11 protein-coding genes are annotated in these 13,642 nt (G+C 54.1%); 10 read left to right on the top strand and 1 reads right to left on the bottom strand.

Annotation, left to right across the window (positions count from 1 at the left end; translation table 11 throughout):
* Positions 1-51: 51 nt before the first annotated feature.
* The 10 genes from RAL91_RS11295 to RAL91_RS11250 all read left to right on the top strand — a co-directional run bounded on the left by RAL91_RS11295 (position 52) and on the right by RAL91_RS11250 (position 12,705).
* Complete coding sequence (locus RAL91_RS11295; RefSeq protein ID WP_306262304.1) at positions 52-1,380, top strand: aspartate aminotransferase family protein; 1,329 nt, start codon at positions 52-54, stop codon at positions 1,378-1,380.
* 12 nt (positions 1,381-1,392) lie between these two features.
* Positions 1,393-2,886 (top strand): CoA-acylating methylmalonate-semialdehyde dehydrogenase, encoded by a 1,494-nt coding sequence (locus tag RAL91_RS11290; RefSeq protein WP_306262302.1) that lies wholly within the window; start codon positions 1,393-1,395, stop codon positions 2,884-2,886.
* Positions 2,887-2,915: 29 nt separating this feature from the next.
* Positions 2,916-4,166, top strand: coding sequence for a Zn-dependent hydrolase (locus RAL91_RS11285; protein ID WP_306262300.1), 1,251 nt, complete (start codon positions 2,916-2,918; stop codon positions 4,164-4,166).
* Positions 4,167-4,205: 39 nt separating this feature from the next.
* A complete protein-coding gene (gene hydA, locus RAL91_RS11280) occupies positions 4,206-5,654 on the top strand; it encodes a dihydropyrimidinase (RefSeq protein WP_306262298.1) in 1,449 nt (482 codons plus the stop codon).
* Between the two features lie 23 nt (positions 5,655-5,677).
* Entirely contained in the window at positions 5,678-6,493 is an 816-nt protein-coding gene (locus tag RAL91_RS11275) for an ABC transporter ATP-binding protein (RefSeq protein WP_306262296.1), read from the top strand.
* Complete coding sequence (locus RAL91_RS11270) at positions 6,483-7,424, top strand: ABC transporter permease (protein ID WP_306262294.1); 942 nt, start codon at positions 6,483-6,485, stop codon at positions 7,422-7,424. Before RAL91_RS11275 ends, RAL91_RS11270 begins: the two co-directional genes overlap by 11 nt.
* On the top strand, positions 7,421-8,578 hold the full coding sequence (locus RAL91_RS11265) for an ABC transporter permease (RefSeq protein WP_306262292.1): 1,158 nt from the start codon (positions 7,421-7,423) through the stop codon (positions 8,576-8,578). The genes RAL91_RS11270 and RAL91_RS11265 overlap by 4 nt, the downstream gene beginning before the upstream one ends.
* Positions 8,579-8,636: 58 nt before the next feature.
* Positions 8,637-9,641: an ABC transporter substrate-binding protein gene (locus RAL91_RS11260; RefSeq protein WP_306262290.1), complete on the top strand. Its 1,005-nt coding sequence runs from the start codon at positions 8,637-8,639 to the stop codon at positions 9,639-9,641.
* Positions 9,642-9,787: 146 nt separating this feature from the next.
* Entirely contained in the window at positions 9,788-11,599 is a 1,812-nt protein-coding gene (locus tag RAL91_RS11255; RefSeq protein ID WP_306262894.1) for an ATP-binding cassette domain-containing protein, read from the top strand.
* Positions 11,599-12,705: an ATP-dependent RecD-like DNA helicase gene (locus tag RAL91_RS11250; RefSeq protein WP_306262288.1), complete on the top strand. Its 1,107-nt coding sequence runs from the start codon at positions 11,599-11,601 to the stop codon at positions 12,703-12,705. The genes RAL91_RS11255 and RAL91_RS11250 overlap by 1 nt, the downstream gene beginning before the upstream one ends.
* Positions 12,706-12,716: 11 nt before the next feature.
* On the opposite strand, the gene folD is transcribed toward RAL91_RS11250, so the two are convergent.
* Positions 12,717-13,634 carry a bifunctional methylenetetrahydrofolate dehydrogenase/methenyltetrahydrofolate cyclohydrolase FolD gene (gene folD, locus RAL91_RS11245; RefSeq protein WP_306262286.1) on the bottom strand — a complete coding sequence of 306 codons (918 nt, stop codon included), beginning with the start codon at positions 13,632-13,634 and terminating at the stop codon, positions 12,717-12,719.
* Positions 13,635-13,642: the final 8 nt, after the last annotated feature.

The raw sequence follows: 13,642 nt of genomic DNA, 5'->3' as shown, positions 1-13,642 counted from the left end.
GCCTCTGGGGCTTTCTGGTCGGTGCTATAGATTTGGGGAGTGCGGGACGCCATGAATATTCAAACACCCAACAAGAATAACAGCCTTGAAGCTTTTTGGATGCCGTTTACGGCCAATCGGCAATTCAAGGAATCTCCGCGCATGTTCGTTGGAGCCAAAGACATGCATTACGTGACCGCCGACGGGCGGGAAGTGCTGGATGGCACTGCGGGTCTGTGGTGCGTGAATGCTGGCCATTGCCGCCCGAAGATCACCGAAGCCATTCAGAAACAGGCTGCAGAATTGGACTATGCGCCAGCGTTTCAGATGGGCCATCCCAAAGCGTTTGAACTGGCGGAGCGCCTCGTCGACTATATGCCAGATGACATCAATCATGTGATGTACACCAATTCAGGATCTGAATCGGTGGAAACCGCTCTGAAAGTTGCCCTCGCCTACCACCGTGTGAATGGCGATGGATCACGGTTCCGTCTGATTGGCCGCGAACGCGGTTATCATGGCGTGAATTTCGGTGGCATATCGGTTGGGGGTATCGTTTCGAACCGCAAGATGTTCGGTACATTGCTGACCGGGGTTGATCACCTGGCCCACACCCATGATATCGAAAAAAACGCATTTACGCGCGGCATTCCGGAACATGGCGCTGATCTGGCTGATGAACTGGAACGGATATGCACATTGCACGACCCTTCCACGGTGGCAGCCGTTATCGTCGAGCCTGTAGCCGGATCAACCGGTGTTTTGATACCGCCTCAGGGCTATTTGCAGCGGCTGCGAGATATTTGCGACAAGCACGGTATTCTGCTTATTTTTGATGAAGTTATCACCGGTTTTGGGCGACTTGGATCGCCCTTTGCCGTTCAGCATTTTGGCGTCACACCGGATATTGTGATTACAGCCAAGGGTTTGACGAGCGGCGTCATCCCCATGGGGGCGGTATTTGTAAAAGACCATATTTACGAGGCTTTCATGCAAGGCCCACCGCATATGATCGAGTTCTTCCATGGTTATACCTATTCAGGAAATCCCATGGCGGCTGCAGCCGCTTTGGGCGCGCTTGATACCTATGAGGAAGAAGGATTGTTTCAAAAAGGTCAGGAGCTTGGACAATATTGGGAAGATGCGCTGCATTCACTGAAAGGCCTGCCGCATGTCATAGATATCCGCAATATTGGCCTCATCGGTGCTATTGAGCTGGAACCGATTGCAGGGGAACCCACAAAGCGTGCATTCTCCTGCTTCCTGGAAGCCTATGAACGCAACCTTCTAATCCGCACGACGGGTGATATCATTGCCCTGTCACCACCACTCATTGTTGAAAAATCCCATATTGATGAACTTATCGACACGCTGTCCGGCGTGTTGAAAGACGCAGCGTAAGGAAATTATAAAATGGCACGCGTAAATAATATTATTGGTGGCAAACCCCACATCAGCCAAAGCGGTCGCACCGCGGTGCTCTATAACCCGGCAACGGGGGAGCAGAATGGAGAGGTTGGTCTTTCATCCGCGTCTGAACTGGACATGGCTGTTGAAGCTGCAAAAGCTGCGCTTCCCGGATGGGCCAATTTGCCGCCGCTGAAACGTGCCGCAGTGATGTTCAAGGTCAAATATCTGATTGAACAGAACTTTGACCGGATTGCGGATGCTATTTCTGCCGAACATGGCAAAACCCATGATGATGCGCTTGGTGAAGTGCAACGCGGCTTGGAAGTTGTGGATTTTGCCTGTGGCATTCCTCACCTTTTGAAAGGCGAGTTTTCCCGCAATGTAGGTCCATCCATCGACAGTTTTTCCGACCGTCAGCCATTGGGTATCGTGGCCGGTATTACGCCTTTCAATTTCCCGGCCATGGTGCCGCTCTGGATGTATCCAATGGCGATTGCCTGCGGCAATTGCTTCATTCTGAAACCATCTGAAAAAGACCCGACAGCGGTCAATATGATCGCGGAATTTTTCATGGAAGCCGGTCTTCCAGCTGGCGTTCTGAATGTCATTCACGGTGACAAGGAAGTTGTGGACGCAATCCTTACCCACAAGGACATCAAGGCTGTATCTTTCGTCGGATCAACGCCGATTGCCGAATATGTCTATCACACCGGAACGGCCAATAATAAGCGCGTTCAGGCTCTTGGTGGCGCCAAGAACCACATGGTGGTGATGCCGGATGCTGATATCGACAAGACGGTCGATGCGTTGATGGGTGCCGGTTACGGCTCTGCTGGCGAGCGCTGCATGGCGATTTCCGTCGCAGTTCCCGTGGGTGATGCAATCGCAGACAAGCTTGTTGAAGCTTTGAAGCCACGTATTGAATCGCTCAAAATCGGCCCGGCTACGGATGCTCAGGCTGATATGGGTCCACTTGTGACCCAGCAGCACAAGGACAAGGTTGTCGGCTATATTGATGCGGGCGAAAAAGAAGGCGCTGAGCTCGTTGTCGATGGCCGTGGGCTTAGCCTGCAGGGCTATGAGAATGGTTATTTTGTCGGTGGAACCCTGTTTGACCGCGTGACGACCGACATGTCGATCTACAAGGAAGAGATTTTCGGACCGGTTTTGTCCGTGGTGCGTGCGGACAGTTTTGAAACCGCGACCAAAATGATCAACGAGCATGAGTTCGGCAATGGCACCGCAATTTTCACCCGCGATGGTGATGCGGCGCGCAGCTTTGCTGACAGTATTGAAGTTGGCATGGTCGGTATCAATGTGCCGATCCCGGTTCCCGTTGCCTACCACTCCTTTGGTGGTTGGAAACGGTCTCTGTTTGGAGATCACTCAATCTACGGTCCAGAAGGCATCCGGTTCTATACCCGTCTCAAAACGGTCACCAGCCGCTGGCCCGATGGTATCAAGGAAGGTGCGATCTTCAATTTCCCGACAATGTAAACCGGCAACCCAAACTCGAGGCGGCAGATATGGCAGCACCAAGTGATAATCTGAAGATCAACGGCGATCGGCTTTGGGATATGCTGATGGAAATGGCCAAAATCGGTCCCGGAATTGCTGGTGGAAACAACCGGCAAACCCTGACCGATGAAGATGGCGAAGGGCGCATCCTGTTTCACAAATGGTGCATTGAAGCCGGCCTGACCATGGGGATTGACCAGATGGGCAACATGTTCATGCGCCGTGAAGGAACGGACCCGGATGCGCTGCCCGTCTATGTGGGCTCGCATCTGGATACGCAGCCAACTGGTGGCAAATATGATGGCGTATTGGGCGTGCTGGCCGGTCTGGAAATTGTCCGTACCCTCAATGATCTGGACATGAAAACCAAACACCCGATTGTAGTGACAAACTGGACCAATGAGGAAGGCACACGCTTTGCGCCCGCCATGCTTGCCTCAGGCGTGTTTGCAGGCATGCACACCCAGGATTGGGCCTATGAGCGGACTGATGCAGAGGGAAAAACCTTCGGCACCGAGTTGAAACGCATTGGCTGGCGCGGCGAAGAAGAAGTCGGTGCCAGAAAAATGCACGCGTTCTTTGAACTGCATATTGAACAAGGGCCAATTCTTGAAATTGAAGGCAAGGATATTGGTGTTGTGACTCACGGTCAGGGCCTTTCCTGGACGCAAATCACCATCACCGGCAAGGAAAGCCATACGGGCTCAACCCCGATGCCCATGCGCAAGAATGCAGGGCTGGGAATGGCCAAAGTCCTGCAGCTGGTTGATGAGGTCGCCTGGTCTCACAAGCCCGATGCAGTTGGTGCCGCGGGCCACATTGATGTCTATCCCAACAGCCGCAATGTCATCCCCGGCAAAGTAGTGTTCACAGTAGATTTGCGGTCTCCGCAACTGGCTGTGATTGAAGATATGGAAGCTCGTCTGAAAGATGGCGCGCAGAAAATCTGTGATGACATGGGGCTTGAGATCGCATTCGAGAAAGTTGGCGGGTTTGATCCGGTGACCTTTGACGAGACATGCGTAACGGCTGTGCGCAATGCCGCCGAGCGGCTTGGCTACAGCCATCGTGATCTGATTTCTGGTGCCGGGCATGATGCCTGCTGGATCAACCGTGTGGCACCAACGGCCATGGTCATGTGCCCTTGCGTAGATGGTCTTTCCCACAATGAGGCGGAAGAGATTTCGCCGGAATGGGCCAAAGCCGGTGCCGATGTGTTGTTTCACGCCGTTGTAGAGACGGCAGAGATTGTTGAATAGCTGACGCGACAGCCGAACGAACGACTGAGGAGTTTTACCATGACCAAAGTTATCAAGGGCGGAACCATTGTTGCCGCTGACCGCACCTACAAGGCTGACGTGCTGATAGATGGCGAAAGCATTGTTGCGGTTGGCGCTGATCTTGAGGGCGATGAAATCATCGATGCTTCCGGCTGCTATGTGATGCCCGGCGGTATCGACCCGCACACCCATTTGGAAATGCCGTTTATGGGCACCCATTCCACAGATGATTTTGACACTGGCACGGCAGCCGCTCTGGCCGGTGGCACCACAATGGTCGTGGATTTCTGCCTGCCTGACCCATCGGGTGGCCTGCTGGACCCGCTGCAACAATGGTATCAGAAAGCCGGGAAAGCGCGGACTGACTATTCGTTCCACATGGCAATCACCGGCTGGAGCGAGCAGATTTTCAACGACATGCCGAAGGTCGTGGCCGAAGGCATCAATACGTTCAAACACTTCATGGCCTATAAGGGTGCCTTGATGGTGGATGATGACGAGATGTTCGCATCCTTCTCCCGATGCGCCGAAATTGGAGCCATGCCGCTGGTCCATGCCGAAAATGGCGATGTGGTGGCACAAATCCAGCAACGGCTTCTGGCCGAAGGCAACAATGGCCCGGAAGCTCATGGCTATTCCCGCCCGCCCGAAGTTGAAGGGGAAGCTGCCAATCGTGCGATCATGATTGCCGATCAGGCTGGTGTTCCGCTTTATATTGTTCATGTTTCCTGCGAACAGGCCCACGAAGCCATTCGCCGCGCGCGGCAAAAGGGTATGCGGGTCTATGGGGAACCGTTGATCCAGCATCTGACGCTGGATGAAAGCGAGTATTTCAACGAAGACTGGGATTATGCGGCGCGCCGCGTCATGTCACCGCCATTCCGCGACAAGCTGAATCAGGATGGATTATGGGCAGGGCTTGCTGCCGGCAGCCTTCAGGTGGTTGCGACCGATCATTGCGCATTTACCACAGAGCAAAAGCGGTCAGGCATCGGTGATTTTACGAAAATTCCGAATGGAACGGGCGGTCTGGAAGACCGGATGCCTGTGTTGTGGACGCGCGGTGTGCGCACAGGCCGTTTGACCATGAATGAATTTGTGGCTGTGACCTCTACCAACATTGCCCGCATTCTCAACATGTATCCCAAGAAGGGTGCGATCATGCCCGGTGCGGATGCTGACATTGTGGTCTGGGATCCTGAAGCGTCAAAAACCATTCAAGCCAGCACACAGAAATCAGCCATTGATTACAATGTGTTCGAAGGCTTTGAAGTGACGGGCCTGCCGGTCATGACCTTCAACCGGGGTGAGATGGTGTACAAGGAAGGCGACGTGATCGGCGAAACCGGTCGCGGGCGCTTCATCAAACGCGAAGCCAACCCTCCCGTTAATCAGGCCCTGTCCACCTGGAAAGAGCTGACGCATCCACGCAAAATTGAGCGCAGCGGCATTCCTGCTGGCGTTTAGGGCTGAACAGATTAGGTGTATGCATGAATGAGCCTTCTTTGAAGGAACCGGATGTCAGCGAAAAATCTGTGATTCAGATTGATGATCTGTCGCTGATATTTGAAACAAATGATGGCCCGGTCCACGCCCTGTCAGATATTGATTTGTCGATTGCTGAAGGTGAGTTCGTCTCCTTGATCGGCCCGTCAGGCTGCGGCAAAACCACATTGCTGCGCGTGATCGCTGATCTTGAGCGCGCAACTGCGGGTACAATCACGGTCAATGGTGTTTCACCCGAACAGGCCAGGCTGAACCGCGCTTACGGCTATGTGTTTCAGGCCGCCGCGCTGTACCCGTGGCGAACCATCGATCGCAACATCGCGCTGCCACTGGAAATCATGGGCCTGTCCAAAGAGGAACAGAACAGCCGGATCGCGAAAAATCTGGATCTGGTAAACCTCACAGGGTTTGAGAAAAAATTCCCCTGGCAATTATCCGGCGGCATGCAGCAGCGGGCGTCCATTGCACGCGCACTGGCCGTGGAACCCGATCTTCTTCTTATGGATGAGCCATTCGGCGCACTGGACGAGATTGTCCGCGATCATTTGAATGAGCAGCTTTTGAAGCTCTGGGAAAAGACCAACAAAACAGTGGTCTTTGTCACTCACTCGATCCCGGAGGCCGTGTTCCTGTCCACCAAGATCGTTGTGATGTCACCACGGCCGGGCCGCGTTCATGATGTGATTGATTGCAATTTACCGCGTGAACGCACGCTGGATGTCCGCGAAACGCCGCAATTCCTGGAAATTGCCCACCGCGTCCGTGAAGGCTTGAGGGCGGGACATTCCTATGACGACTGATGCCATGGCGTCGCCCGTTTCAAAACCTCAAAAAGGCCTGTTGAGCCGTGCGCTCTCCGGGACGCTGCTCCCGGTGACTGTGGTTGTCCTCGGCATAATCGCTATTTGGTATGTTGCGGCAATCAGCATGAATTCAACGTTTCAGCGCAGTCTCGACGAGCGTGCGGAAGCCACGCCTTCTACCATTGAATTTGTGGTCTCCACATTGAATCAGGAACGGCCGGTCCTGCCCTCGCCTCATCAGGTAGCGGAAAATCTTTGGGACACTGTTTTTAACAAGAAAATCACATCCAAACGCAGTCTGGTCTATCATGCCGGTGTAACCCTGGCGCCCACGCTTCTGGGCTTTTTGATGGGAACCGGGCTTGGCATTTTGCTGGCAACAATCATTGTTCATGTCCTGTCCATGGAAAAGAGCCTGATGCCATGGATCATCACGTCTCAAACCATTCCCATTCTGGCCATTGCGCCAATGGTCATTCTGGTACTGGACGCGGTTGGTATTCGCGGGTTGCTGCCAAAAGCGCTGATTTCCATGTATCTGTCCTTCTTTCCCATTACTGTCGGCATGGTCAAAGGGCTGCGGTCGCCTGACAAGATGCATCTTGATCTGCTGCGCACCTATAATGGCAGCGCGTGGCAGACTTTCTGGAAGCTGCGCTGGCCTTCGTCCCTGCCCTATCTTTTCACCAGTATGAAAGTGGCAATTGCGATTTCACTGATCGGTGCCATTGTTGGTGAATTGCCAACAGGCGCTGTCGCGGGTCTTGGTGCACGGCTTCTATCGGGCTCGTACTATGGTCAGACAGTGCTGATCTGGTCAGCCCTGCTGATGGCCGCCTTTTGTGCAGCCATGCTGGTGGCGCTGGTTGGTGTTGCCGAAAAATGGATGCGCCGGCGCATGGGCGAAAAAGTCGAGGCCGGGTCATGAGCGAAATCACCGTGACACCAAAAATACCAACGCTGCCTGAAGAGTGGCGCGAACCGCTTATCTGGCTCGCAATCCTTTGCACACTTATCGCGCTGTTTGTTCCTCTGGCCTTTCTTGCAGGTGATGATGGCATTGCAAAACCGCTGCGCACGCCTGCCGGGCTGTGTGTCATTCTGATCGCTGGTGCGGTCGCTTCCGTTCGCTTCCAGGGCTGGTTCGGAGATATTATTCTCTTCCTGTCTGCACATGTGACCGTCGGTATTCTGCTGTTCATGTTGCCTGCCTATACCGGCGTCGCTGGATGGGGCTTCTGGCTGCTTCTGGCAGGTAGTTGGTTGTTGGCATGGCATGTGGTGACCCGTCTGTCCGATCGTCGTTTGAAAGGGTATAAACAAACCCTGCTCGACCTTGCCATTCCGGTCCTGTTCGGATTGTGGCTGCTGCTGCTGTGGGAAATGATTGTCGTGGGTGCGGGCGTCCCCTATGTGCTGCTGCCACCCCCAAGCCAGATCGGCGCACGGATTGCTGAATCACTGCCGTTGCTGTGGGCTGACTTCCGGCAAACATTCCTGTTGGGGGTTTTGCCGGGTTACATCATTGGCTGCGGCGCAGGCTTTGTTGTCGCTGTTCTGGTGGACAAGGTTCCCTTCCTGCAACGCGGTCTTCTGCCCGTTGGCAATATGGCCTCTGCATTGCCGATTATCGGCGTGGCCCCGATCATGGTGATGTGGTTCGGGTTTGGACCGAGCTCAAAAATCGCCGTTGTTGTGATCATGATTTTCTTTCCGATGCTGGTGAATACGGTGGCCGGGTTTGCCGCTGCCGGAAACATGGAAAAGGATTTAATGCGCACCTATGCGGCCTCTTACGGGCAAACGCTTTCCAAGTTGCGCCTGCCAAATGCCATGCCGTTCATTTTCAACGCTCTGAAGATAAACTCAACGCTGGCATTGATCGGTGCGATCGTCGCCGAATTCTTTGGTTCACCGACCGTGGGCATGGGTTTTCGGATCAGTACAGAATTTGGTCGCTTGAATACGGATTTGGTCTGGGCCACCATTGCGGTAGCAGCTTTGGCCGGGTCAACCTTCTATGGTCTAATTGCGCTTATTGAGCGCAGGATTACCTTCTGGCATCCCTCGGCACGAGGCTGAAGAGATTGGGTTTTAATACCAACAGCGCCGCACTGGCGCATCTAACAAGGAGACAACAATGAAGAGACTTCTTAAAGGGGCTATGGCTCTGGGAGTTGCAACCGGCATAAGCGTTGCAGCATCCACCGGCTTTGCAGCCGACCCTGTAACACTGCAATTGCAGTGGGTCACACAGGCGCAGTTTGCAGGCTATTATGTAGCACTGGAAAACGGCTATTATTCAGACATGGATCTGGATGTGACCATCAAGCCGGGTGCGCCTGATATTTCCCCGCCACAGGTTCTGGCTGGCGGTGGCGCTGATGTGATGTTGAACTGGATGCCATCTGCCATGGCTGCGCGTGAGCGCGGTGTGCCTGTTGTCAATATTGCGCAGCCATTCAAAAGCTCTGGTCTGATGCTGACCTGCCGCAAAGAAACCGGCATTACCAGCCCGGAAGACTTTAAAGGCAAGACCATTGGTGTCTGGTTCTTCGGCAATGAATATCCGTTCCTGTCCTGGATGTCTCAGCTTGGCATTTCAACTGATGGCGGCTCTGATGGCGTGACCGTTCTGAAACAGGGTTTCAATGTGGACCCGATCATTCAGAAACAGGCTGATTGCATCTCCACCATGACCTACAATGAATATGGTCAGGTGCTGGATGCCGGCATTCCGGAAGACGAGCTGGTTGTTTTCAAATATGAAGATCAGGGCGTTTCCACTTTGGAAGACGGCATCTATGTGCTTGAAGAAAATCTTGAAGACCCTGCGTTCGTCGACAAAATGGCACGTTTTGTAGCAGCCTCCATGAAGGGCTGGGACTGGGCCAAGGAAAATCCGGATGCTGCAGCGGACATCGTTCTTGAGTATGATGAAACCGGTGCGCAAACCGAAAAGCATCAGAAGCGGATGATGGGCGAAATTGCCAAATTGCTGGGTGATGCCGGTGGCAAGCTGGACCCTGCAGATTATCAGCGCACAATCGATACGCTGCTGGCCGGTGGTTCTGACCCCGTGATTTCCAAAGCACCGGAAGGTGCCTGGACACATGTGGTCATCGACAAAGCCATGGCGATGTAACAGATCGACCTCATTGTTTGATCAGGGCGGCCTGCGGGTCGCCCTTTTCTTTGGTGTGCTCAGATCATACTGACCAATCCCTTTGCATCCAATCCGCTGATCCCCCATATAGGCGGTGATCAACCCTCAACGATTCCCGGAACATGATGGCCGCTCCTCTTCTGACACTGCAGAATGTTTTTCTGACCTTTGGTGGCACGCCGCTGCTGGAAGGTGCGGAATTGCTCATTCATGAGGGCGAGCGCATCGCGCTGGTTGGCCGCAATGGCTCCGGAAAATCCACACTTCTCAAAATTGCAGCCAGCCTTGTGGAGGCTGACAAGGGCGAGCCGATCATGCAGTCCGGCACCACCACCCGCTACTTGCCGCAGGAACCCGATTTATCCGGCTACACGACAACGCTGGAATATGTGGAAGCCGGCCTCACTGAGGGTGATGAGAATTATCGGGCGCTGTATCTGCTGAATGAATTGGGGCTGGATGGCACGGAAAATCCTGCCAACCTTTCAGGTGGTGAAGCACGACGTTCGGCTTTGGCACGCGCCATAGCGCCGGAGCCTGATATTCTGTTTCTGGACGAACCCACCAACCATCTGGACCTTCCGACCATTGAATGGCTGGAGCGGGAATTGCTCTCCATGCGCTCAGCCTTTGTACTGATCAGCCATGACAGGGCCTTTCTGGAACGCCTCACTGGCGCGACCGTCTGGATCGACCGTGGTGTGACGCGACGCATCAATGAAGGCTTTGCCAGTTTTGAAGCCTGGCGTGACAAGGTTTTGGAAGAAGAAGAAACCGAACGCCACAAGCTGGACCGGAAAATTGTTCGTGAAGAACACTGGCTACGCTATGGCGTGACCGCAAGGCGCAAACGCAATGTCCGACGCCTTGATGGTCTGCATGCCTTGCGCGACAAGCGCCGCAATCTGCGCCAACGCACTGGCTCGGTGGACATGCAGGCAGCTGAGGCGGAAACGTCGGGCAAGCGGGTCATTGAAGCCAAAGATCTGGTAAAGGCCTATGATGGACGTACCATCGTTTCCGATTTTTCGGTACGTATCAATCGCGGGGATCGTATTGGCGTTGTCGGGCCGAATGGTGCAGGCAAGACAACTCTTGTCAAACTGCTTACGGGGCAGATGGAACCGGATAGTGGTTCCATCAAGCTGGGCTCCAATCTGGAGATGCTGACGCTGGACCAAAAGCGTGAACAACTTGATGACAAGCAAAGCCTGAAAGATGTGCTGACGGGTGGCCTTGGCGATATGCTGTTGGTTGGCGATCAGCAGCGCCATGTTTTCAGCTACATGAAGGATTTTCTGTTTACGCCGGAACAGGCAGGAACGGCCGTTGGCAAACTGTCGGGTGGTGAACGTGCACGAGCGATGCTGGCACGAGCGCTGGCAAAACCATCCAATCTTCTGGTGCTGGATGAGCCGACCAATGATCTGGATCTGGACACGCTTGACCTGCTTCAGGAGCTGATTGCGGACTATCCAGGAACCGTTATTCTGGTCAGCCATGATCGGGACTTTCTCGACCGCACTGTCACAAGCACACTGACAAGCGATGGCGACGGCCACTGGCAGGATTATCCGGGCGGCTATTCGGACATGCTGACACAACGCGGCAAACGACCTGGAAAACAGAGCGAAACAAAATCGAAGAGCCGGAAAGCAAACAAATTGGCCGGAGTGCCGAAAAGCAAGCCCAAGCTCAGCTTCAAACAGCAACATGCTTTGAAAACACTGCCTGGCGAGATCGAGGAGCTTGGTGTTAAAATCAACGCGTTTGAGACGCTGATGGCGAAGCCCGATCTGTTCAGAAAAGAACCCGACAAGTTTACAAAAACCGCTAAAGATCTCGAAGTTGCTCAGGGAAAACTCTCCAAAAAAGAAGAACAATGGCTGGAGCTTGAGATGCTGCGTGAGGAGATCGAAACGGGAGATGCTGCCTGATGCAATGGTCGCCGGAACAGGAACAGGCGCTGACGTTTGTATCTGAATGGTTCAAAGAAAGCGCTTCGCAAGTGTTTCGTCTGTTCGGTTATGCCGGCACAGGCAAAACCACCCTCGCCCGGCATTTAGCTGAAGGCGTTGAAGGACCGGTTGAGTTTGCGGCCTTCACCGGCAAGGCCGCACAGGTGCTGCGGGAAAAAGGCTGCGAAGATGCGGGCACGATCCACAGCCTGATTTACCGGCCTGACGAGGAGACCGGCGCAGATCCAACCTTCACTATCAACCGCGACAGCCCTGCCGGCAAAGCCGATCTGATCATTATTGATGAATGCTCCATGGTGGATGAAGATCTGGGGCGGGACCTGTTATCATTTGGCACCAAAGTTCTTGTTCTTGGCGACCCGGCACAATTGCCGCCGGTCAAGGGCGGCGGCTTCTTCACCGAACATGAACCGGATTTTCTGCTGACCGAAGTTCATCGGCAAGCGCGTGATAATCCGATTATTGAAATGTCGATGCGCATTCGCGAAGGCCTGAAACTCGATTACGGCCAATATGGCGAAAGCCAGGTGATTTCCCGCAGGGATATTGATTCAGAGCTGATGATGGAGGCCGATCAGGCGCTTGTGGGACGCAATGTCACGCGCATGAATTACAATGCCCGCATGCGCGCCCTGCAATCCTATGATGGCTCCATGCCGCATCCGGGCGAACGGCTGATTTGCTTGCGCAACAACAAGAAAAAAGGGCTGCTGAATGGCAGTCTCTGGATCGTGGCTGCAGCGAAGGAAGGCCGTGCGGGTCTCTATGATCTGCGTGTCCTGCCTGATCCACCCCCAATTATCCAAGGCGTCAAATCCCGGCAGACTCGGGTGCGGGTGCGCCCGGAATTCTTTCAGGGACTGGAAGGGAACCTGGCCTGGCCGGAACGACGCAAATCAGACGAGTTTGATTTTGGCTATGTCTTGACCGTTCACAAGGCCCAGGGTTCGCAATGGGATAATATTGTGCTGTTTGACGAAAGCTTTGCCTTTCGTGAACACCGAGAACGCTGGCTTTACACCGCCATTACACGTGCGGCCAAAACGCTGACCATCGTTCGCTGAAAGCTTCTGCTCTAGAGCGAAAGCGCGGGCTCAAGATCTGGCCGCCCGGCTGCACGTGCGGCAGCTGTTGCCGTGTTGGCCATCAGCATGGCGATGGTCATGGGCCCCACACCGCCGGGAACCGGCGTCACGGCTCCCGCGACACTAAGCGCATCATCGTAATCCACATCGCCCACAAGTCGCGTTTTGCCCTCACCCTTTTCAGGCGCATCAATGCGGTTGATGCCAACATCGATGATCGTCGCACCGGGTTTGATCCAATCTGTTTTGATCATTTGTGGTCGCCCAACGGCGGCGACCAGAATATCAGCCGTGCGGCACAAAGCCTCGATCTCCTTAGTGCGGCTATGGGCAATCGTCACTGTGCAGCTTTCCTGAAGCAGCAATGCCGCGACAGGTTTGCCAACAATGTTGGAGCGTCCCACCACAACCGCATTCAGACCGCTCAAATTATCGCCAAGGGCCTGTTTCGCCAGCAGCAGGCTGCCGGCGGGTGTGCAAGGGATCATAGCGCGTGTCCGGTTTCCCGAACCCAACAGACCCACATTGATCGGGTGAAATCCATCCACGTCTTTTTCGGGCAGAATGGTTTCAATGACTTTTTCTTCGGAGATCTGCCCCGGCAATGGCAATTGCACCAGAATGCCGTGAATATCTTTGTCCGCATTGAGGCTCTCAACCAGCGCCAACAGATCCGCTTCGCTGACCGAATCATCCAAACGGTGCGTGCGGGACAAGAACCCGCACTCCTCTGCCTTCTTGCCCTTGGAGCGAACATAAACCTGGCTGGCTGGATCTTCCCCTACAATAACAACAGCAATTCCCGGGATGATACCTGTCTGCTTAATCAGTCGGGAAGACGCCATCTTGACGGCTTCGACCACTGTCCCGGCAAGTTCTTTGCCACTGATTATCTGCGCTTCTGACATGATGGTTC

It is taken from the genome of Pararhizobium sp. IMCC21322 (genome assembly GCF_030758295.1).
Lineage (GTDB): Bacteria > Pseudomonadota > Alphaproteobacteria > Rhizobiales.
The sequence above is the reverse complement of the archived record's forward strand: the minus strand, read 5'-3'. Positions and strand labels throughout refer to the sequence as shown.